Raw genomic sequence first — 21,646 nt, 5'->3', positions numbered from 1 at the left:
GCGGTCACGGGAAGGGCGGGTAAGAGCTCGAACCACCGGCGACCGCGAACTCCTCGGGGGCCGTGGCCCTGCTGCTGGACACCGGGTTGAACACGCTCCACCCGATGAGCGTGCCCAACGCGATCGAGAAGATCGCGGCGATGCAGCCGCCGACGATGGGGAGGGCATCGCGTCCGAGAGTGATGGCGTCGCCCAGGGTCTCGAAGCTGACTGCGCTCGGAGCGAGCGCCCAGAAGGCGGCGAGCATCATCACCAGTGCCGGTGGCGCGGTCTTGACGCGGGCAGCCGTCGCGGCGAACGGAACCACCAGAAACGCGCCGACTGCCCCGGCGTGCGTCGCCGACAGGAACAGTCCCCCGACCCTCTGGCCTACGAGAGCCAAGCCGACCGCGGCGATGAGCCAGGCCAGCGAGCCGCGTGGAGCGGACAGGTGAACGTACAGACCGACGGCGATCACGAGTATCGCCACGTTTGCCGCCCAGGAGCCGACGGAGGCACTGACGGCATGCGGGGGCCCTCCGGGGATCAGGTGCAGGCCAAGTGACACCCCGAAAACGATCAACATCAATTGGACGACGCCGTAGACCAGGCGGCTCGCTCCGGCGACGATCGAGGAGCCGGCAAGCTCCATGGCACCGAGCGTCAACGCCATGCCGGGCAGGATGGCGACCAGTGCGGGTCCGATGAGTCGCAGCAGTCCACCATCTCCCCCGGCCGGCGCGATCACGGTGGCGAGAGCGGTGACGATCGTGGCCGCTGCGATCGGGAGCACCGGTGCCAATTGGGGGAACGGTCTGCCCAACAGTTCGACCACGCCGACGACTGCGCCCAGCAGGGCGTAGGCCGCCAGGAGCCGCCACGTGGGTGCGGTCAACATGCCGAACCCGACGGTGGTGACGGCGTAGCCGATGACGACCATCACCGGACCGAACCGCGGCCTCATCGACCGGGCAGCGCGCAACGACGCGATGGCATCGGCGGGAGTGATCGCTCCCGCTGCCGCCAGTTCGGCGATGTCGTCCACCCGACCCGCTACGTCCAGCTGTGCGGTGGACCGCGTCGTCACGTCCACCTCGTAGCCCACCGTGCCCACCTGAATGAACAGCACCCGCGGGAGGACGACCACTCGAACGTCCTCCGCCGTGTAGCGCCGCGCAACAGCCAGCAGTCTGGCGGCCACCATCTGCGTCGGCTGCTCGACTTCCACCAGCGCGATACCGAGCTCACGGAGCATGGCGGCGACGTCGGTCTCCGTGTGGACGTGGTCGTCCACGAGGGCACGATGAGGTTCCTTTCGGCACCCGTCGACGACCTGCCGTACCCGCGTGAACCATTCGTCGGTCATGCTCGCCGATTCTCGGTGCGCACCATGGACGGAAGCTGTGAGGTGAGAACGTGCAAGACCACTGCTGCCGATGCTCTCGCCCTTGCGACACACTGAAAATGCTGTTGGGCATTTGCGCGATGCCACAAATCACGTGAGTTGTGGCGCGGCGTCATATCCAAGGCTCGCGGTCGCGTAGCGCATTGGGACAGTTCCTGCGCTCTCCTTCACGTCGATGCCGGTGGCTGCGAACAATGCGACTCGGCTGGTGCCCACGACCGACCATTCCCGCGCCTGTAGCTCAAATTCGACATCACCGCGGTCGCCCATGAAGTACAGATTCGCGAAGTCGACGTTCAGCCCGAGGCGAGCCCAGTCATCGCCGATAGTTCGCATCATCTCGCTGAGGGCATCAGCCCGGCCAGGAAGATGATCGACCGCCAAACGGCTGCCATGGGCGCTCATGTCGGTGATCTGCTGGATCAACCGCACCTGCGCATCCCCAGACAAGAATCCGATGAACAATCCCTCTGCCACCCACGCAGTGGGCTTGTTGTCGTCGAATCCACTTTGACGCAGAGCCGTAGGCCAATCCTCCCGCAGATCTTTGCCGATCGCCCGAACCGGGGCCAACGGGATCGCCCCCAACGCTGAGAGCGTGGTCTGCTTGAAATCGATTACCTCCGGCCGGTCTATCTCATAGATTGTCGTGTGCGAGGGCCACTCCAGACGATAGGCGCGCGAATCCAGACCGGATGCCAGAATCGCCACCTGCTGGATGTGTTGCTCGGTGGTGACGACGCGAAGGAAGTCATCGAAGAACTTCGTTCTCACCGCCCAGGTGATCGGCATCCAGCCAGTTCGTGCGTTGCCCCCGACGTCGGCGAAGTCTAGTTCGCCGCTTGCCAGCCCGCTAAAGAAGTCGACGCCCACCGCGCGTACGAGTGGTTCAGCATATTCGTCGACGATCAGCGGATTCGGCTGTCGGCTTGCGGCGGCCCTGGCGGCGGCGACTAGCGTCGCTGTCGCTCCCACAGTTGTCGTCAGATCCCACGCATCATCGTGTCCTCGTTTTATGTTCACTCAGTTCAAAACGCCACTGGTGCAACAAACATGTCCCGATGGAACAACGATCAGCGAACTGGCAGTCTGCTACTTCGAAACGCGATGCTTGGGCTCCCCCACTCCCCGATCAGACGCTCGGCTCAACAAACCCAAACCTAGTGACGCCGCGGCGGCGGCCCCTCCAGAGATCAGCGTCCGCGGAACTTGGGCAAGACGTCAGGGCTATCCATCCCACCGACCCATCACTGGTCTTGCCACCCGAACGCCAAAGCTCTACGGCCATACGGTGGTGTGTGGGATCGTGGAACCATGACATTCCATGGCGTCGTGGCCGTGCAACCCCGGGGCATCGTGGCGTTGCCCGCAGACTTGCGACGCCGCCTGCACCTCGACGAGTCAGGCGCGCAAGTCGAAATCACCGAGCGCGAGGACGGTGTAGTCGAGCTGCGGCCGGCCCCACCGGTTCCTGCTGATCAACGGCGACTCCGACAGCAACGGGAGAAGGAGAGCACGTTTCGGCACGGCGATGACTGGGCTTACGAAACAGCTGGCCCATCAGCGACATTCAACGCCAACTCGATGGCGAAGGACAGTACTTCGTAATTCAGGTTCAGTTCACTGCACGTCGCGTCGGCCGTGAAAGCGTCGACGTCGTCGACGTCGAACTCCCCCAGCGTGGTTGTCTTGCCGTAGTGCAGGAGGTCCGCCGTCGAGGCTGTTGGTTTGCATCCGCCAATCGGCGCGCGGTAGCGGATCAGGTTGGTTCGCGTTGCCGACAGTTGCTCGCCCGGAAGAAGATTCGCGGGGCCAAGCCGCCGGCGATCTGCTGTTTGGGTTGGCGCCACGAGAAAACGGTTTCTGACTGAGAGAAATCACGGAGGTCTAGTCTTACCGTTCACCACGCCGTCACCAACGCCGGTGAATGAGACTTAGCCGAGGACGTCGGCAATTGGCGCACCAGCGACAATCTTGCCGCGGGTTTTCATCACCTTCCCCGACATCCCTCCGCCGACCACGCCGACGATCACACCATTTCGCTCGTAATAGGCCAAGAATCTGCGGCCGTCGTCGGCGACCACGTGGACGATGTCGTCCGCCTCCGGCTCGCCGAGGCACTGAATCTTGACATCATATTGGTCGCTCCAGAAGTACGGCACCACCCTGCCGGCGGAACCGCTGCCGGAACCCACCAAGGCGGGCACGAGTACACGTGCTTGCTCGGCGACGTTACTCCAATGCTCAACGCGGACTTGATGTCCGCGCTCATTGCGCCAGGACGCGACGTCGCCGAGCGCCCAGACGTTGGGGGTGTTGGTGCGACCGACACCGTCACAGATGACCCCGTTCTCGACGTCGACCCCACTGCCGCGGAGCCACTCGACGGATGGTTTGGAGCCGATGCCGACGACGACGACGTCGGTTGCGATCTGGACGCCGTCGGAGAGCACCACGTATTCGACGTGCGCAGTGCCCTTGATCTCGCTGACGCCGACCCCGCATCGGACGTCGACGCCTTCGTTGCGGTGCAGCCGGGCAACGAGCTTTCCAATCTCTTCGCCCAGCACCGATGCCAGAGGCGCCGGTTGCGGTTCGATGAGCACCACCTCGACGCCGAGTGCGCGAAGGCTGGCTGCCACCTCGCAGCCAATGAAGCCGGCGCCGATCACGACGGCCCGCCGTGCCGAGCCCGCATGCTCACGCAGTGCCAAGCTCTCGTCTAGTGTGCGCAAAACCCGCACGCCCGCGATGTCGGGACATGACGGAATCTGGTTCGGCGTAAGGCCCGTGGCGATGATCAGCTGGTCGTAGGCGATCACGTCACCATCGAGGAGGGTCACCGTCTTGGCAACGGAATTCAGGCTGGCAGCACCGGAGCCGAGGCGGACGGTGATCTGGTTGTCGGCATAGAACTCGGCGGATTTGAGAGAGACGTCGTCGGTCTCGGCACGCAGCACGCCTTTGGACAGGGGTGGCCGGTCGTACGGCAGGTGGACTTCGTCGCTGACGATGGTGATGGCCATCGAATCGTTGGCGCGGCGCAATTGTTCGGCGGCGCGAACGGCGGCCAGTCCGCCGCCGACGATGACGACGCCATGATCGCCGGTCACGCTGACCCGCCCCGGTGGAGCGTGGATGACGGCGTAATTGGCGTACCGAAATCGGGCACGGCGTCGACGCCATTCTTGCGGGCGGCCGCGGCGCTGCGGTCGAGCAGCGCTGCCAGCACTCCGATGGAGGCGTAATCGGTGATCATTGCAGTGATGAGGCGGTTGTGCACGAAGCTAAAGGCGGTCTTCGTGGCCGGATTGGCCCACCCGATGCATCCACCGACGCCGGCGTGCCCAAATCCAGGCATTACCCCCGGAACCGGCGAGGCGTGGTAGCCAAGGTGAAAAGACATGGGTACGACGACATTTCGGTCAGGGCGTCGCGACAGCCTTCCGGTCAATCCGGCGACCGTTTGAGCTGACAGGAACTGGGTCCCACCGATGTGGCCGCCGTTCGCCATGGCACCGTACATCTTGGCCAGGGAGCGAGCCGTCATGACACCATTGGCCGACGGGATTTCGCTGTCGAGGAACGGCATGTCACCTTGCAGAAGGGATTTCAGGCCCGGGACGTAAAACGCGCCGAGGCCACCGGACAACGGCGACGCGGCCAGCCGTGGAAACAGCAATCCGAGCAAACCGCTGTTCGTCACACCCTGAGGCATCAGGATCTCTGCGACCTGGACCGGTGAGCCCGCCGGCGGACGTCCGAGGTACAGGCCCTCGGTGCACAGTGGCCCCGCCAGCTCTGAGCGGAAGAGCTCGCGCATGGATAGGCCGGTCGTCGCTCGCGCTAGCCCCGAGACCAGCCAGCCGTAGGTCAGCGCGTGGTAGGCGGACTTGCCCAGCAACCGGTCGGACGGCGCAGCCGCCAACCGCTCCTCCATCAGACGTTCGTCCAACAGATCGGCCGAGCCGACCCCGCCGAGTAGGGACAACCCCGCGCGGTGTGCCATGACGTCGCGGACGGTGATCGCCGACTTGCCACGGGCACCGAACTCCGGCCAGAACCGGGCGACCGGAGCGTCGTAGCTCAACAGGTCGCGTTCGACCAACCGGTGAATGACCGTCGATGCCGCGCCTTTCGTGGCGGAGAACGCCATGGCTGCGGTGTCGGCCGTCCAGTGCGCTTCCCCGCGCCGATCAGCCCATCCGGTCCACACGTCCACGACTGGACGGCCGTCTTGGTACACGGCGAGCGCCCCACCCCCATACCGGGGTCCAGGAAACAGGGTGGCGAAGAAACGCACGGCACTGGCGAAATGCGGATCCGCGGCACCCTGGATGCCGTGCGGCAGGCTCCCAACGTCGCGGGTTGCGCCACTTTCACTTGACCCGAGTGCGCGGCGAATGGCCCGAGAAGCCCCCTTCCGAAACATGAGAACCACATTATCAGGGAGTTGGGGTGTTGTTGCCCCACTCAAAGGTCAGCGCCTGCGGTGCACGACGTCAGGTCCAGCGAGGCCGTCTCAACCCAGCAGCGGGAAGCGGCGCTGGCGACTCAGTCGGTCGAGCGCTGCCTGCATGACTGACCGCACGTAGCAATCGACCTCGTCGATGTCGGGGTCGTCACCAAACCGGTCGGCGACGTCGATCGGCTCCAAGACCTCCATGATGATCTTGCTGGGCAGTGGAAGATTGGGCGGCAGAACGGTAGTGAGCCCAAAGGGCAGACCGAAGGTGAGCGGCAGCGCCTTCAACCGGATGCGGTTTAGCCCCAGACGCTTGGCCAACGCGTCTCCACGGGCCAGGAATAGCTGAGTTTGCTGACCACCGATGGACACCATTGGGACAATCGGCGCACCAGTCAAGATGGCCGTCCGGACGTAACCCATCCGACCTTGAAAGTCGATGGTGTTCGCCGCCCGGGTCGGCCTGAAGGCGTCATAGTCCCCGCCGGGGAACACCAGCACCACCCCTCCTGAGCGCAGCGCTTTGGCCGCATTTTCCCGAGAAGCCTCGATACCGCCGGCACGGGAGAAGATTGACCCCAGTGGGCCCAGCAGAACGCCATAATGCGCCAAGATGAACAGCGGTCGGTCGTATCCGAAGGCGTCGTAGAAGGCCGGCGCAAAGATCAGCACGTCAGGGGTCAAGACACCGCCCGAGTGATTGGAAACCACCAAGGCACCGCCGGTGGCGGGCAACGAATCTAGACCGTTGACGTTGGCACGAAAATAACTCCTGACGATCGGTCCGACGGCATTCTTGAAGTGCCGTGTAAACACGGGATCCCAGTTGGCGGTATCTGCGTGCTCGGTGCCGTCCACTGCGCCCCCAACGTCGATTCGACACATGCGGTGTCGCCGACCGATCTCACAGCCGCGAGCGGACTTCGATGTCGGTGTCGGCTTGCCGCAGGGGACGAATAAGCCCCTCCTGCGTGAAGGATGCGATGAGCTGCCCCGCCTCGGTGTGCACGGCTCCGCGAACATAGGACATCCCGGCGCCAACCTGGGTGCTCTCATGGGTGTACAGCAGCCAACCATCCCAGGACACCGGCTCGTGGAAGCTGACGGCGACCGTCATCGGCGCCGTGGACACCGTGTGATGGGCCTGGGCCGTTCCGATTCCCGCATGGGCCCGCATCGTGGTCGAAATGCCCAAATGACCGGTGAAATAGGCCAACAACGCCTTCGCCAACGCGTCACCGGTGGGAACTGGGTCGTAGTGCACCCACGCATGGAGTTCCGGTGGCCCGACCTCGTCGGGACTGTTGACGTCCACTACGTCGACCAGGCGCAGTTGCCGCCCCTCCATCGGCATGTCCCCCTCGTTGGCGTCGGCAGGCGTACCCACCTCGGGACGCGCCAGCTGATGGCGGATCACGTCGGCCGACGGGACGTCGGCAAGCACCGTCATCGTGATCGCACGCCGGCCGTGCTGCCGTGCGGACACGATTGCAGTCGCCGTTGACCTGCCCTCGGCCACCACGTCGATCACCAACTCCACCGGCGAGCCGACCTGAATTGCCCGACTGAACACGGCGTGCACCGAACGGATCGACTTGTCCTCGAACCGCTTTCCGACGGCCACTATCGCCTGGGCCACCACCTGGGTACCCTCGACCACCTGCCGGTCGTCGGCGCCGGCCAGACCCGTTTCCCCGACGAACCGGTCGGGTCCGTCGGCTGCCACCTCGAACAAGTCCAGCAGGTCGCCGAGCGACCAGAGCACCGCATTCGATTCCGTCGTCATGTCGACCTCCACCTTCGTCATCTCCTCGGTCACTTCGTCACCGGCGAGTAACTGGGTCGGCCGAGTCCAAGCACGTTCTGGGCGATCATGTTTCGGAACACCTCGAGGGTGCCTCCGTAGATGCCCGTGGGGACGGCCAACCGGAACAGGTGTTCCACCGCACCGTCGTCGACGGACCCGGGGGTGTCTGCGGGCAGGCTCGACGCCGACCCCGCGACGTCCATGAGCTCCGGGGCGATGTCGCGCATGGTCTGCGCGAGCGCTACGCGCCCGAACATCCCGGAAGCGCTCAGTGCCGCCTCCATCCGGGCGACGATCCGTCCGAAGCGGAACCCGACCGACCCGTCGTCGACCAGGCGACGACCGTCGGCCTTCACGTCCCCGATCATCGCCCCGACGCCGTCGACCGCCTGGGCCATGAGAGTCCCGTGGTGGGACATGGTCGAAAGCGCTTGCAGGCCTTGGTCGTCGCGCTCCCGAATGCCGTGTTCGACCTTCAACGCCTCGCGCATCACACTCCAGCCGTCGTTCACGTCACCGATGCGGTACCTGTCGTCGACGCGTACGCCGTCGTAGAAGACGACGTTGGTGCGGTCCCCGTCGACGGTGCGGATGCCCTGGATCTCGATGCCCGTGGTGTCGAGCGGGACCAGGAACATCGTGAGACTGCGGTGTTTTGGCGCAGTCGGGTCGGTGTTGGTGAGCAGGAAGACATACCGGCTGTGGTGTGCGTTCGAGGTGTACATCTTGGAGCCGTCGACGACCCAGACGTCGCCGTCGCGCACCGCCCTGGTCTTGCACGTGGCGACGTCAGAACCACCGTCGGGCTCGGTGAATCCCAGACACATCCGGATCTGGCCAGAGAGCACCCCCGGCAGGACCTCGTCCGCCAGTTCCGGCGACCCCAGCGCTCGCACGATCCGGCCGACCATCGCGGTGGTGCCCCAGTGGAACCACGGCGTGCGCGCCCGTCCGACCTCCAGCTCCCAGATGCGCCGTTGCACGGGGCTGAACCCACCGTCCGACTCCACGAGGAAGTCGCCGGCCAGGAAGCCTTGTTCGCCGAGCGCGACGTGTACCGACTCGTCGAAGTTCTCGCCGGTCTCCCGGTCGCGTCGGATGACGTCGTCGGTAACGCACGCCTGCAACGAGGTTCGGACCCGGCCGACGAAGGCCAGGTCGTCGTCGGACAACGGCACCCGTGAGAAGTCCACTGCTACGCCGTTGCGCCGGCGCGCCTCTCGCGCGCCACGACGACCTCCGCGATCCGCGCGGCAGCGGTGCCGACGTCGCCACCCGCCAACGGCCATCCCCTGGCCCGCACCAGATACGCCGACGCCGCCGCCTCGACCGAGACGCCGAGACCGCCCTGCACGTGAACGGCCGTCGTCGCGGCCTTGGCTGCTTCCTCGGTCATGAACACGTAGGCCGACGCCGCCAACTCGGACCGCTCACCGGGTTCGTGGTCGAGGAACCACGCCGCCCGCCGGGCCAAGTTACGGCCGCTCTGGACGACGATGGCAATATTGGCCAACGGATGCGAGATGGCCTGCAACGTCGAGATCGGCACGCCGAGAGTGTGCCGGTTCTTCGCGAATTCGATTGCGCCGTCAAGAGTCTTCTCCACCAGTCCGACGAGCGCTGCCGCGGTAAGAAGCCGCCATTCGTCGACTGCCAGCTGATACCGAGCGACTGCGGCAGGCCCCGTGCCCACCACCGTTCGGACGTCGGCCCTGGCCGGGTCGACCCAGGCCATCGGAAGGTGGCCGAGGTTCTCGACTTTGGGGCACGGAATGTCGAAGGTCAGCCGCACGACGTCCTCACCGTCGCAGATCAGGACGTGGTCGGCGACCGAACCCGGGCCGATCAACCGGGCACCGCCCGCGCCGTCGACCCGTGGGTCCATGCCCACGAGGGACCTCCCGTTGACGACATCTCTGGTGACGTCGTCATCGGAGTCGAGCACGCCCAATCGGGCAAGCAGGCGGGTGGCGACCACGTGGTCGATCCACGGCACCGGCGCGATCGAGCGGCCGATCTCCTCGGACACCAGCGTCAGGTCGACCAAGGTGGCGTCGTCGCCACCACACGACTCGGGCAACGCCATCGTCGTCGCACCCGTGGCGCACAATCGGTCCCACAGCCCTTCGTCGAACCCGGACGCTTCGGCGGCGCGGACCACCTCGATCGGACAGTGGGTCTCGAAGAACTTTCGGTACGCAATCTGCAGGTCGACGTGATCGTCGGTGAGGCTGTAGTCGAGCCTGCGTAATTCGTAGCGGTCCATCGTGAGCCCTCCCGGGTCTAGCTGTCGGCCACGTCTGTGCCGGGCTTCCGCGAGAGGCCTGGCCCACGACGCGCATTCCGAATCACTGTGTCTCACTTCGTGGTCGTCAGATTCCTCTGTGCATAGAGTTCCGACCATTCCTTGCGGGACCGAATGGACACGTCCACGTCAGTGGCCTTGGCGCGCAAGGCCCCGACGGTCGCCTCACCCTTGGGCGTCCTCGTGAAGGGATCCCAGCCGAAGAATCGGCACGAATTCTCCCAGGTGATCTTGTTGATGTCCCCGTCGTCGGCACCCGCCCCGTTCAACTCGGCCAACACCTGCTCGGGCGCGTCCGGCCAGAAGCAGTCCGAGTGCGGGTAGTCGCACTCCCAGGCGATGATGTCGATGCCGATTTCGTGGCGCAGTCTCAGCGACGTCTTGTCGGTGACGTAGCAAGCAAGGGAGTGCTCGCGGAACACGTCGCTCGGCAACTTGTCACCGAAGTCGCGGCGCAGCCACTTCTGATTGGTGTAGTGCCGGTCGCTGCGGTCGAGATAGAAGGGGATCCAACCGATTCCACCTTCGGAGAAGGCGAACTTCAACTCGGGGTAGTTGCGCATCGCGGGTCCCCACAGCAGGTCCTGGGCGCACATCGCGGAGACCTGGGTGGCCAGGATGATGAGGTTGTCGATGGGCGCGTTCGGCGCCATGCTGATGGCCCCAAATCCCGTGCCGATATGCAGGCACATCACCACGTTCTCCTCGGACAGCGTGCGGAAGACCGGGCCCCAGTAGTCGTCGTCGTGGTAGCTCGGCAGGCCCTCCAGGTGCGGGAGTTCGGGCATCGTCACCGCGTGACAGCCCTTGGCGGCCACTCGGCGGATCTCGGCGCACATCGCCTCGGGGTTCCACGTGGGCATCACCGCAATGGGAATGAAGCGATCCGGGTAGCTGCCCGCCCATTCGTCGATGTGCCAGTCGTTGTACGCCGACACCATGACCAGGGTGACGTCCTCGCGGAACTGGTTGAGGTGGCGGGCGGAGAACCCGGTGAACGTGGGGAAGCACATCGACGCGAGGATGCCGTTGCGGTTCATGTCGCGGACGCGCTCGTGCACGTCGTAGACACCCGGCCGCATCTCGGCAAACCCGGCGGGATCGCGGCCCCACTCCTCGGGCGGCCACGACACCACGGCGTTCAGCCCGCTCACGCCCTGCGGCTTGCCCTGATACATCCATTGGTCGACGCCCTTGTCGTCGGTCACCACGATCGGCGCGTCCGCCTTGTACTTCGCGGGCACGTGGTTGAGGAACATGTCCGGTGGCTCGACGACGTGATCGTCGATGCTCACCAGGATTAGATCGTCGACGTTCAAGATGTTTCCTCCGATGTGGCTGCCGCTTCGAGAGGCGGCCTTTCTCTCAAGATGGCAGATCTGGCGCGCTTTGTAAAGAGGTCATACTCGTGAAATCTATTGTCGGACAACCACTTTGATCGCGGCGCGAGCAAGCGCGCCCCAGCGTGGTCGCCCGCCTGGGCTCCGGGTTACTCGCCGTGATGCCGCCGTCTACACGGGGTCGAATGACGAGATGAGCCAGTTGCCACCAACATCGGTGAGACCCACCTTCACCGAGCTCGCGGTGAAGGAACCGGCTGGATTCTCCTTGCTGGTGGTCGTCTGATTCAGGAACAGCAGGACGACTGCCGAGTCTGGCTTCAGCTCCGAGACGGCCGACTGCACAACCGTCGCAGAGGTTTTCACCGACTTCTGCTGGACCGCGGGAGTCACTATGTCGTGGGTGAACTGGGTGTAATAGTTGAGGAAGTCTCCGGTCAGGTGCGACTTGGCGGCCGCAAAGTCCTTGTCCATCGACTCGGGCGCATACGACAGCATGGCGATGGAGCCGTCACTCGCTGCCTTGACGACATCGCCTGCCACCACGGCGTTCGTCTCCCGGTCCGGTTGGAACTGGTTCAGGTAGACCCAAGAGGCGAAGCCGGCGGAACCGATCAACAAGGCTGCGAGCACGATTGGCACCACGAGGCGCCTGTTCCCGCCCCGTCCTGGCGCTACCTCTTCCGAGGCAGGGGCGCCGTCGACGTCATCGGTCGCGTCGTCCTGGGCTGCCTCGACATCGAGGTCCTCGACGTCCACTTCGTCAGAAGTCATGGCACGAACTCCACTTTCGCCAGCTTGAGTTGACCGCCGTCTCGGGCCATGTCGACCCGGAGCCGCCAGGAACGCGGCTGCTGCTCCTTGCTGGCGGCATTGGAGACCTGCGTGGTGACCGCGACGAGCACGGTCGCGGTGTCCTTGGTCATCGACTGGACGCCCGTCGCGCTAACCGTTGCCTCAGTGATGACCTTGGAAGCCTGTGCCACGGAAGCGAATTGCTCGGACTGGGATTCGAAGTCCTTCTTGAAGTCGCCAGTGGTGTTGTCGATGATCCGCTTGACGTCGTCCTTCGCGTTGTTGAAGTTCAACGACATCAAGGTCACGACGCCCTGGCGGGCAGCGGCGGCGAACTCCGCCGAGCGCTGCTGCTCCGCCACGACCTGGCGATGGTGCCACATCATGTATCCGGAGCCTCCGAGGAAGCCCAGAGTGCACAGGACGACGAGCGCGGCCGCCACCCACGTGACTCGAAATCGGGGCGCCCGCAGGCGGAAGCGACGACGATCCGACCTCGTGTCGTCGGAGGCGTCGAACCCTTCCGGGGATTCCGATGCTTCGAGGGTTTCGGGCGCGTCCGCGGCCACCTCGTCGACGTCCGTGGTTTCCGGGGTCGGCACTTCTCGAGTGGTCGCCCCGGTCTCGAAGACGGCGCCGAGCGAGTCGGGCGGGGGCGCTTCTACCGACGCTGCGGTCGTCGTGGTCGTGTTCGCCCGTCGACGCAGCTTCACGGCCCGGGCGCGTGCACGAGCAGCCGCAGCGGCCGCCTCGGCCGCCAGCGCCTCGGCTTCCGCTTCGTCGGCAAGCGCCGCGAGATCTTCTGCGCCAGAGGTTGGGTCGTCATCGTGCGGCGTCATGATCGCGTGCTCGGCAGACTTGCCGTTGAGCACTGTTGAGGCTCGCTTCGGGGTCGGCATCCGACCTCCTGTCTCGACTTCCACGGTGACTGCCATACGAGAATGACATTATCAATTTTGCCTACTAGATCTACAGTACCCGAGTTTTTCACGTCGAGAATGCCCTTTTTGCAGCGATAACGTTGTTCTCCAAGCTGTGCTCGCGCCTAGCGGAGACGATCCTTGACCACCTTGCCGGCGGCGTTGGTGGGTAACTCGTCGAGGAACTGTACATACCGAGGGACTTTGTAGCCGGCCATTCGCTGGCGGCTCCAGCACCGCAGGCCTTCGACCGTCGGCGGTTCGCCACCCGAGCGCAGCACGACGAAGGCCTTGCCCACGTGACCCAGCCGGTCGTCGGGGACTCCGACGACGGCCGCCTGGGCGATGGCCGGATGCTCGGCGAGAATGCCCTCGATCTCAGCCGGGTAGGCGTTGAAACCCCCGACGATGAACATGTCCTTCTTGCGCCCGACGATGCGCAGCCGACCCGACTCGGTGAACTCCCCCACGTCACCGGTGCGCAACCAGCCGTGGGCGTCGATCGCCTCGGCGGTCGCCACGGGGTCGTCGAGGTAGCCCTGCATGACGCCGTAACCGCGGACCAGCACCTCGCCGTCCTCGCCCAGTCGCACGTCGACTCCGTCGCAGGCCACCCCAGCCGTCGTGGCGACGTCAGCGAAGGAGTCGCCGGGCCGCGACAGCGTCACGTTGCCCGCCTCGGTGAGGCCGTATCCCGTCATGATGGTCTCGAAGGGAAGCTCGGCGTGCACGCGGCGGATCAGCTCGACGGGAATGTCGGACGCTCCGGTGACCCCGGCTCGCAGCGAGGCCAGTTTGGTCTTGTCGGCCACTGCGAGCAGCGAGTGATAGACCGTCGGCGGACCGGGCAGCATCGTGACGCGTTCGCGTTCGATGAGATCGACCACCTCTGCGAGGTCGAACACTGCCACGGGCAGCATCGTCGCTCCGCGCAGGAACGACGCCACCAGGCCGGCCTTCAGCCCAAAGGTGTGAAAGTAGGGGTTGATCATGAGGTACCGGTCGCCCTCGCGCAGGTCCGCGAGCGTGGCCCATTCCTCGTACATCCGGAGCGTCTGACGGTGATTCATCATGGCGCCCTTGGGCTTACCGGTGGTCCCGGACGTGTAGACGACGTCGGCGATGTCAGCGCCGTCCACCGGGCACCAGTAGGGCACGCCCGAAGCCAGGACGTCCGATTCGACGTCGAGCGCCGGAATCCCCGAAGGGACGTCGAAGTCGCGGCCCAGGAAGCCCCTTCGCACCAGGACGGCCTTGGCCCCGCTGCGCGTGATGACGTCGGCCGCCTCGCCGTCGGTGAAACGCGTGTTGACGGGGACGAGGACGCCACCGGCCGCCGTCACGCCGAAGGCGGCCACGATCCAGTGCACGGAGTTCGGCGCCCACAGCGCGACGCGGTCACCCGGGCGGATGCCAAGTTCGGCGAGAGCGCCCGACGCGCGGGCGATCCGGTCGACGAGCTCGACGAAGGTGAGGCGAAGCGGACCGTCGACGACGGCTTCGGCATCGCCGAAACGGTCCGCTGCGCTCGCGACCATCTCTGGGATGGTATTCCAGCTGTGGGCTTCGATCACGCAGTGATGAGGCGGGACAGGTTGCCGCCCATGATCTTTGCCTGATCGTCGACCGAGAGGTGATCCAGGGCGGTGACGTAGTGGGTGGGCTCGGCCAGGCCCTCGGGGTGCGGCCAGTCCGACCCGTAGAGCACCTGGTCGACGCCAATCAGGTTGATCAGTTCGTCGATGCCCTCCTCGTAGAACGGGCTGACGTAGATGCGGTTCTTGATCTCCTCCATCGGGTTGCCCAGGAAGGCCTCGGGAGCCTTCTTGTAGACCTCCGACATCGAATCGAGAAGCGGGAACATCCACTTCGAGCCGGCCTCGACGATGCCCACCTTCAACGTTGGGAACCGAAACAGCGCGCCGTGAATCACCCAGGACGCCACGGCATCCTGAATCGGCCGCCATTCGTTGAGGATCGACATCGCGTTGGTCTGGAACGGCAGCATCTCCTGCGCGCCGCCGTCCCACTCGGAGGTGTAGCGGGAGTAACCGCTGTCGCTGGAGTGCATCCCGACGAAGACGTCGTACTCGACGCACTTCTGCCAGAACGGGTCGAACTCGGGCAGCGCGAACGATCGAGGGCCACGGAAGCCGGGTACCGGGGCCGGCCGGATCAGAATCGCCCGGGCTCCGCGCTTGACCGCCCACTCGAGCTCCTCGATGGCCTTCTCGACGATCGGCAGGGTGATGACCGGGGTGGTGTAGATGCGGTTCTGGTAGTTGAAGCCCCACACCTCGTGCAGCCATTCGTTCAGCGCGTGCACGATGACGTGGATGGCGACGGGGTCGTCAGCCAGACGTTCCTCGATGAGGCTTGCCAGTGTGGGGAACATCAGCGAACGGTCGAGCCCCAGCTCGTTCATCTTCTCCAGACGGGGGGCAGGCTCGAAGAACGCCGGGATGGCCTTCATCGGCTCACCGAAGAGTTCGCGCTTGCTCTTGCCGTCGGGATTGCCGAACTTGAAGTACTCCTCCCAGGCGCCGGGCTTGGCGACGACCGAAAAGGTGGGATTGGGGATGTAGTTGCTGATCTGGCCTCGCAGCGCGATCTTGGTGCGGCCGTTGATCTCGACGTACTGGACGACGTCCTTGTATTCCTTCGGCAGGTACTTGGTTAGCGCCTCGGGCGGCTCGTACAGGTGGTTGTCCGCGTCGAACAGCGGAAAAGGAATGTCGACCCGGTGCGAAAGCTGACCCATTCGGAATTCTCCTTATCGTTTGTGAGAATCATATTCTCATAGCGGCAGCCTGGCAATGGTCGGCCGGGTCATACACGAGGCCGCAGCGACTCCCGAACCCGGAACTTCTGCACCTTGCCGCTCGCCGTTCGGGGGAAGTCGTCCGCTTCGTGCAGTTCCTCAGGCCACTTCTGCCGGGCCGCACCGGCGCCCTCGAATTGGGCGCGGACCTCCGCCAGCGTTGGCATGACCGCACCGGCCCGGATCCTCAGTACCGCCGCGACGCGCTCGCCGAACCGATCGTCGGGGGCTGCCACCACTACCGCCTCAACCACCTCGGGCATGCCGAGCAGCACCTCCTCGACCTCAAGGGCACTGATGTTCTCCCCGCCGCGGATGATCACGTCGGCCACGCGGTCGGTGATCGTCAGGTAGCCGTCGGCGTCCAGCACGCCAATGTCCCCGGTGTGATACCAGCCGTCGTCGTCGAAGGCCCTTGCCGTGAGTTCGACGTCGGTGTAGCCCAGGCAGAGGTCAGGCCCGCGGCTGAGGATCTCGCCGTCGTCGGCCAGCCTGACCTCGACCCCAGGACGCGCATTGCCGTCGGTGTAGAGCCGCTTGTCCTCCGGCGCGCCGGCACCCGAGCCCGTAATCGACGGATGCTCGGTGCTGCCGTATGAGCGGAACACGAAGAAGCCGAGGTCCGCCAGGCGTCGGGTGAGCGCAGCGGGCACGGTCGACCCGCCGAGCCCGACGGTGGTGAAGAGCCGCCGATGTTCGTCGGTGCAGTCCGGGTGGTCCAGCAGGCTGGTGACGAAATATGGCGGACCACCACCTATCGACAACCCGTCGGACTCCATCAGGGCCAACACCTTCGCCGGGTCCCAGACGTCGACCAGGTCGACCGGAGCCCCCTCGATGACCGGGATCAAGAAGGCGCCGACCATGCCGATGAAGTGGCCAACCGGCGTCGCGGTAATCTGCCTGCCGCGGTCGGGCGGGTACGAGGCCAGCAGTTGGCGGGTCTCGCAGCTCAGGGTCTGATGGCTGTGGACGACACCCTTCGGGTCGCGGGTGGTGCCGGAGGTGAACGCAATCAGCGCGGGGGCACCCGGGTCGGTCGCTACGACTCCGTCCAGCGGATCCTCGGCGAGCAATGCGTCGAAGCTGCGTTCGCCGTCGGCGCCGACCAGCGCGACGATCGGCACGTCGCGGCACAGGTCGGGCGAGAACGTCATCCGACCGAAGCGCTCGGTGGTGACGAAGGCCCGGGGCGCGGAGGTCCGCAGGATGTGTCCAACCTCCTTGGGGCCGTAGAAGTGCACGATCGGCACGACGACCGCCCCCAGCAGCGCCGTTGCCCAGAAAGTTGCGGCGGCCTCCATCCAGTTCGGCAACTGCATGGCCACCACGTCACCGGGCCCGACTCCACGCGCGCGCAACCCGGCGGCCAGCCTGCGGGCCACCGCTTCGACGTCGCCGAAGGTGCCCGACCAGGGGCGCTCGGCCGAGTGCACGTGAAAACCCACGTCGGGGTTCGCCGCCAAACCGGCCGCCAGCATGTGGCCGAGGGTCTCCCGCCGCCACCAGCCCTGGTCCTCGTATCGTTTGACCAGTTCGGACGGGACGACTCGCAACGGGTGGGCGACCACGTGGAGATGTTATTCTCCCTGACTGAGAATGCCAATATCATCAACGGAGAACGGTGGACGAACACCATGGTCGACCTGGACGTCGACGACGGTTTGGCCGTCGTCACCATCGACCGTCCGCACGCGCGCAACGCCATCTCGCTGGAGACGATGGATCAGCTCGACAACGTCTTGGACCAAGCCCTGGACCCCGCCGCGGGCGTCCGCGCGCTGGTGATCAGGGGCGCAGGCGACAAGGCGTTCGTGTCCGGCGGCGACCTGAAGGAGCTCAGTGCGCTGCGCACCGAGGCTGATGCGGCGGCGATGGCGCGGCGCATGCGTGGGGTCTGCGATCGCATCGCCACGTTTCCCGGGCCGGTCCTGGCGGCGCTGAACGGGCACGCCCTCGGCGGCGGTGCCGAGGTGGCGGTCGCGGCCGACATCCGGTTGGCCGCCGACGACGTCAAGATCGGCTTCAACCAGGTGTCGCTGGCGATCATGCCGGCTTGGGGTGGCGCCGAGCGCCTCGCCGCCCTCGTCGGTAAGGGCCGGGCCCTGCTGCTGGCAGGAACCGGAAGGATTCTCGACGCCGACGAGGCCCACCGGGTGGGTCTCGTGGACGTCGTGGTCTCCCGCGCCTCCTTCGAAGACGAGTGGCGCGCCGTGGCTCGCCAGCTCACGGCGGCACCGGTCACCGCCATCAAGAGCGTAATCGCGGGGGTCACGGTCGAGGAGGCCATCGAATCGTTCGCCCGGCTATGGGTGTCCGACGACCACTGGGCCGCCGCCGACCGCGTGATGAGCCGCGCGAAACGGCCGACCTGACTAGCTGGGCGTCGCGGTCACGCGCACCGGGATGTTGCCTTGACGCGGCATGCCCGTGATCGGGTCGTAGTCGGTCTCGGTGGGCACCAGCCGCCCGACGTTGCTTCCCCGGTCGCGTACCTCGTGATCCTCGGTCACCAGTCCCCCGAAGGCGTGGTGCATCGCGACGACGTCGTGACGCAGCGTGTCGTCGGCCTCAAGAACGCTCGGGATGTGGTCGTGCGGCGAGGTGACCGTCACCAGGGACCCACCTTCGATGCCGAGGGCGGCCATCGCATCTGGATGCATGTAGACCGGGTTGTACGCCTTGCCCCGATTCAACGCGCCGAGCGCCGTCCCCGACGAGTTCATGAAACTGCCGTGGCGCCGCGGAATCAACCGGAACGGGAAGCTGGGCTCACTGCGCGCTGCCCTGAAGTCATCGGTCAACATGGCCTCCAGCTCGGCCAGCAGATACGCGTTGCCGACGTCCAGGCGGGCCGTGCAGTCGGTGTCCTTCTCCCCGACGACGGCGTCGACGTCGAAGATCTTGCCGTGCGGATGAGCGGCCACCTCCGCCAACGGAATTCGCGAGTTCGCACACATCTGCTCGAACAGCTCCTCTGTCGTCATCTCGGTATCCCCGTTGACGTTCAGCACGACCGGTGGTGACTCCATGAACCGTCCGCCGCCACCACCGAAGAAGTTGACGAACCACATGTCGAGTGTCATGCGTTTGGCCAGTCCGACGAAGAACTCCCACTCCTCGGTCAGATCCGAGCCGGCGGGTGGGTCGACCAGCCGCGGCGCGTACTGGCCGTAGGCGGCCGGAATGCCCGTGCCGCTGGCGTAGAACTTGATCAGCTCGCTGCCCTGGGTCATCGCCGGGGTCTCCATCTGCATCTTCGGCGCAATGACGTAGTCGGCGAGGCGCGAGGTCAGCGACATCTCGGTGTCGAGCGTGACCAGCAGGTCCAGGCTCTCCAGCGCTCGTTGCGTCTTGCGCTGATCGGGCCACGCCGCCATCGGGTTTCCGCCGACGCAGATCAGCGCCTTCACCTGACCGTCGCCCTCGAGCAGAATCTCGTCGGCCAGTGCGGCCGTTGGCATTCCGCACACCGCGTCGGTCAGACCGCGCACCCGCAGCCGTTCTCCGTAACCCCAACCCTCATAGGGCGGATGGGCCTGGGCCTTCGCGGCGAACGCGGGCATCAACGTGTTGGGCCTCGTCACCCGCCGCCCCTCCCGTTGCCACCGCCCGCAGACGGTCGTGAGACAGAGGCACAGATACTCCAGCAGGTTGCCGTGCATGGCGAAGTTGGCGCCGGTCCCTGCGTTCACCATCCCGCGGTGGTCACCGTAGGTGGCGAAGAGTCGGGCCGCCTCGACCAACTGCTGCTCGGGGACGTCGGCGCGTTCGGCGACGTAGTCGGGGGTGAACCCGGAGACCGCTCGGGCCAACTCTGCGAAGCCGTCGACGTTCTCGGCAAGGAAGGCGCTGTCGCACAATCCCTCTGAGATGATCACGTTGAGCATTGCCGCCACGATGGCTGCGTCTTCACCCGGCCTGGGTTGTAGGTGCACCGCAGCGCGCGCAGCGGTCTGCGACCGGCGGGGGTCGACGACGATCAGCTTCATCCCCCGGGCGAGTGCGGCCTTCAGGTTCTGCGCCGGATTCTGGCCAGGAATGCCAATCGCCTTGGACACCAACGGGTTGGTACCGATCAACATCCAGCTGTCGGCCTCGTGAAAGTCGACGTCGCCGCCGAGCCAGTGACCATGGGCAGCCAGCGCGATTTGCTTGCCCGGCTGGTCGATGGTGTTGGCGGTGAAGAACATCGGCGTCTCGAGCGCCCTGGTGAAGGCGTTGGCCATCAGTGCCGACGCCGGATACGGCAGGCCGTTGGTGCCAAGGTAGAGAGCGACGCAGCGGGGCCCGTGCTCGGCGATCAATTCGCCGATTTTGGTGGCGATCTCGTCCATCGCTTGCTCTGCTGCGACACGCTCGTACGAGCCGTCCGCGCACCGCCGCTGACTGTGCAGCAGACGGTGTGGGTTGTTGTGTATCTCGGGCAGCGCGCGGCCCTTGGCGCAGGTGTAGCCCTTGAACATCGGGTTGTCGGGGTCGCCGGTGACCTTGGTGAGTCTGCCGTCGGTGACGGTGGCGAGCACCCCGCAGTGAGCCGAGCAGATGCGGCAGATACCGGGGCGCGTGACACCGTGGTCGGTCTCCTCGGTCATGACGCGCAGACGGTGGTGCGATTTCTCGAGATTGTGCTGTGCACTCGCTTAGCATAGGCGACGTCGACGGGCCGGGAGGCACATTGGCGAGCATGACGGTTTAACCCGCGGCGCTTTGCGCACCACCGTGCCGCTCGCCCTAGACGCCCTGGCACAGTACGACTCCGGGTGCTATCACTCGATCTGGCTGCCTGACCACATGGTCAGCTTTCTGGCCGGACGCCAATCGGGCCGTGTTGCGCACCCGCCTGGTGTCGCCTTCTGCAGTACTCGACGACCTGCCGCCGGACACCACACTCCTCGACGCTGCAGGGCGAGCCCGCCAACTGAACGCCCGCTACCACGGCGTGAAGCTGCGCTACGGCATCTGAGAGGACCCGATCACCGTCGCACCGAACTCCTCGACGGACTCGAGTCTCGCGCCATCGGCGAACCACACATAGAAGCGTTGCACGCCGCGTAGGGCGAGCCCGGTGAAGTACTCGACCAACTCGTCGGCGTCGCCACAGACCAGCCCAGGACCCAGACGACCCCACCGCTTCTCACTCGCCTCCCGCACCGTCGCCGGATCGCTACCAGCACCTGCGAAGCCCACCATTTGCTGCACAGACGGGCGAGCGGTGCCGACCGATCCCGCCAGCTCGCCGAGCCGGTCGACCTTGTCGGCGGGCAGGTTCCACCAGTCGGCGTGCGCGCGAACGACCTCCAGCATGCGCGGACCCGTGCCGCCGACCACGATCGGAATGGGCTGCGTCGGAGTAGGAGCCTGCGCCAGGTGGACCCGTTCACCGAGGCCCCAATAACCGCGGATAGCGGTCAGATCTCGGTCGAGTCGACGGGTTCGAGCCAGACCGTCACCGCCGTCGAGACCGAACTTGGCAAGCTCGTCGGGCATCGAGCCGGAACCCAGACCCAGCTCGAACCTGCCCTCGGACGCCTCGGCCAGCGTCACCGCCTGCTTGGCCAGCACGGCGGGGTGACGGAACGCGTCGCACAGCACCAGGTGCCCGACGCGCAGCGTGGTAGTCCTCGCGGCCACCCAGGTGGCGATGCCCATCGCCTCCCACACTGGAAACCCAGGCGCACCAGGGGTTTCCAGGTGGTCGAAGAACGCCACGCCGTCGAAACCGCTGGCCTCGGCCGCCTGCGCCCGTGCCACGAAGTCGGGTATCGCCAGCCGGTACTGCGACATGTACAGGAACCACTCGGTCATG

At 65.7% G+C, this 21,646-nt stretch carries 19 protein-coding genes and 2 pseudogenes; 3 read left to right on the top strand and 18 right to left on the bottom strand.

What is annotated here, in order from left to right; all coding sequences use genetic code 11:
- Positions 1-4: 4 nt before the first annotated feature.
- Both B1790_RS02470 and B1790_RS02465 read right to left on the bottom strand, forming a co-directional pair.
- Positions 5-1,345 (bottom strand): threonine/serine exporter family protein, encoded by a 1,341-nt coding sequence (locus B1790_RS02470; protein WP_079921548.1) that lies wholly within the window; start codon positions 1,343-1,345, stop codon positions 5-7.
- A 129-nt stretch (positions 1,346-1,474) separates the two neighbouring features.
- Positions 1,475-2,407, bottom strand: a complete 933-nt coding sequence (locus tag B1790_RS02465; RefSeq protein WP_142270975.1) for a class I SAM-dependent methyltransferase — start codon at positions 2,405-2,407, stop codon at positions 1,475-1,477.
- Between the two features lie 291 nt (positions 2,408-2,698).
- Here B1790_RS02465 and B1790_RS35160 point away from each other — a divergent pair.
- A pseudogene (locus B1790_RS35160) lies at positions 2,699-2,785 on the top strand (AbrB family transcriptional regulator); the annotation flags it as partial.
- Here B1790_RS35160 and B1790_RS35595 read toward each other — a convergent pair.
- From B1790_RS35595 to B1790_RS02400, 14 genes are all read right to left on the bottom strand, one after another.
- Positions 2,786-2,911, bottom strand: coding sequence for a hypothetical protein (locus tag B1790_RS35595; protein WP_255407241.1), 126 nt, complete (start codon positions 2,909-2,911; stop codon positions 2,786-2,788).
- Between the two features lie 14 nt (positions 2,912-2,925).
- Positions 2,926-3,234 (bottom strand): hypothetical protein, encoded by a 309-nt coding sequence (locus B1790_RS34945; protein WP_198951894.1) that lies wholly within the window; start codon positions 3,232-3,234, stop codon positions 2,926-2,928.
- Positions 3,235-3,318: 84 nt separating this feature from the next.
- Positions 3,319-4,497, bottom strand: coding sequence for an NAD(P)/FAD-dependent oxidoreductase (locus B1790_RS02455; RefSeq protein WP_079921546.1), 1,179 nt, complete (start codon positions 4,495-4,497; stop codon positions 3,319-3,321).
- Complete coding sequence (locus tag B1790_RS02450) at positions 4,494-5,816, bottom strand: serine hydrolase domain-containing protein (protein ID WP_079921707.1); 1,323 nt, start codon at positions 5,814-5,816, stop codon at positions 4,494-4,496. Before B1790_RS02450 ends, B1790_RS02455 begins: the two co-directional genes overlap by 4 nt.
- Positions 5,817-5,906: 90 nt before the next feature.
- Positions 5,907-6,734 carry a lysophospholipid acyltransferase family protein gene (locus B1790_RS02445; RefSeq protein ID WP_079921545.1) on the bottom strand — a complete coding sequence of 276 codons (828 nt, stop codon included), beginning with the start codon at positions 6,732-6,734 and terminating at the stop codon, positions 5,907-5,909.
- Positions 6,735-6,753: 19 nt separating this feature from the next.
- Positions 6,754-7,635 (bottom strand): acyl-CoA thioesterase II, encoded by an 882-nt coding sequence (locus tag B1790_RS02440; protein WP_142270995.1) that lies wholly within the window; start codon positions 7,633-7,635, stop codon positions 6,754-6,756.
- A gap of 29 nt (positions 7,636-7,664) precedes the next feature.
- Positions 7,665-8,849: an acyl-CoA dehydrogenase family protein gene (locus B1790_RS02435; RefSeq protein WP_079921544.1), complete on the bottom strand. Its 1,185-nt coding sequence runs from the start codon at positions 8,847-8,849 to the stop codon at positions 7,665-7,667.
- A gap of 2 nt (positions 8,850-8,851) precedes the next feature.
- On the bottom strand, positions 8,852-9,922 hold the full coding sequence (locus tag B1790_RS02430; protein ID WP_079921543.1) for an acyl-CoA dehydrogenase family protein: 1,071 nt from the start codon (positions 9,920-9,922) through the stop codon (positions 8,852-8,854).
- A gap of 92 nt (positions 9,923-10,014) precedes the next feature.
- On the bottom strand, positions 10,015-11,280 hold the full coding sequence (locus tag B1790_RS02425; protein WP_142270974.1) for an amidohydrolase family protein: 1,266 nt from the start codon (positions 11,278-11,280) through the stop codon (positions 10,015-10,017).
- A 192-nt stretch (positions 11,281-11,472) separates the two neighbouring features.
- Positions 11,473-12,075: a twin-arginine translocation pathway signal gene (locus B1790_RS02420; RefSeq protein WP_079921542.1), complete on the bottom strand. Its 603-nt coding sequence runs from the start codon at positions 12,073-12,075 to the stop codon at positions 11,473-11,475.
- Positions 12,072-12,995 (bottom strand): hypothetical protein, encoded by a 924-nt coding sequence (locus B1790_RS02415; protein ID WP_079921701.1) that lies wholly within the window; start codon positions 12,993-12,995, stop codon positions 12,072-12,074. The genes B1790_RS02420 and B1790_RS02415 overlap by 4 nt, the downstream gene beginning before the upstream one ends.
- Positions 12,996-13,141: 146 nt before the next feature.
- Positions 13,142-14,590, bottom strand: a complete 1,449-nt coding sequence (locus tag B1790_RS02410) for a FadD3 family acyl-CoA ligase (protein ID WP_369832272.1) — start codon at positions 14,588-14,590, stop codon at positions 13,142-13,144.
- Complete coding sequence (locus B1790_RS02405; protein ID WP_079921541.1) at positions 14,587-15,777, bottom strand: amidohydrolase family protein; 1,191 nt, start codon at positions 15,775-15,777, stop codon at positions 14,587-14,589. Before B1790_RS02405 ends, B1790_RS02410 begins: the two co-directional genes overlap by 4 nt.
- A 68-nt stretch (positions 15,778-15,845) precedes the next feature.
- Complete coding sequence (locus B1790_RS02400) at positions 15,846-17,393, bottom strand: AMP-binding protein (protein ID WP_079921698.1); 1,548 nt, start codon at positions 17,391-17,393, stop codon at positions 15,846-15,848.
- Between the two features lie 81 nt (positions 17,394-17,474).
- On the opposite strand from B1790_RS02400, the gene B1790_RS02395 reads away from it, so the two are divergent.
- The gene (locus B1790_RS02395; RefSeq protein WP_079921695.1) at positions 17,475-18,212 is read left to right on the top strand and encodes an enoyl-CoA hydratase/isomerase family protein; all 738 of its coding nucleotides are present in this window, start codon (positions 17,475-17,477) and stop codon (positions 18,210-18,212) included.
- On the opposite strand, the gene B1790_RS02390 is transcribed toward B1790_RS02395, so the two are convergent.
- A complete protein-coding gene (locus B1790_RS02390; RefSeq protein ID WP_079921540.1) occupies positions 18,213-20,432 on the bottom strand; it encodes a molybdopterin-dependent oxidoreductase in 2,220 nt (739 codons plus the stop codon).
- Between the two features lie 115 nt (positions 20,433-20,547).
- Here B1790_RS02390 and B1790_RS35755 point away from each other — a divergent pair.
- A pseudogene (locus B1790_RS35755) lies at positions 20,548-20,713 on the top strand (LLM class flavin-dependent oxidoreductase); the annotation flags it as partial.
- Between the two features lie 77 nt (positions 20,714-20,790).
- Here B1790_RS35755 and B1790_RS02385 read toward each other — a convergent pair.
- Entirely contained in the window at positions 20,791-21,645 is an 855-nt protein-coding gene (locus B1790_RS02385) for an LLM class flavin-dependent oxidoreductase (RefSeq protein WP_079921539.1), read from the bottom strand.
- Position 21,646: the final 1 nt, after the last annotated feature.

Origin of the sequence: Mycobacterium sp. AT1, from assembly GCF_002043095.1 — a bacterium.
Classification (GTDB): domain Bacteria; phylum Actinomycetota; class Actinomycetes; order Mycobacteriales; family Mycobacteriaceae; genus Mycobacterium.
This window is presented reverse-complemented; position numbering and strand designations above follow the sequence as displayed.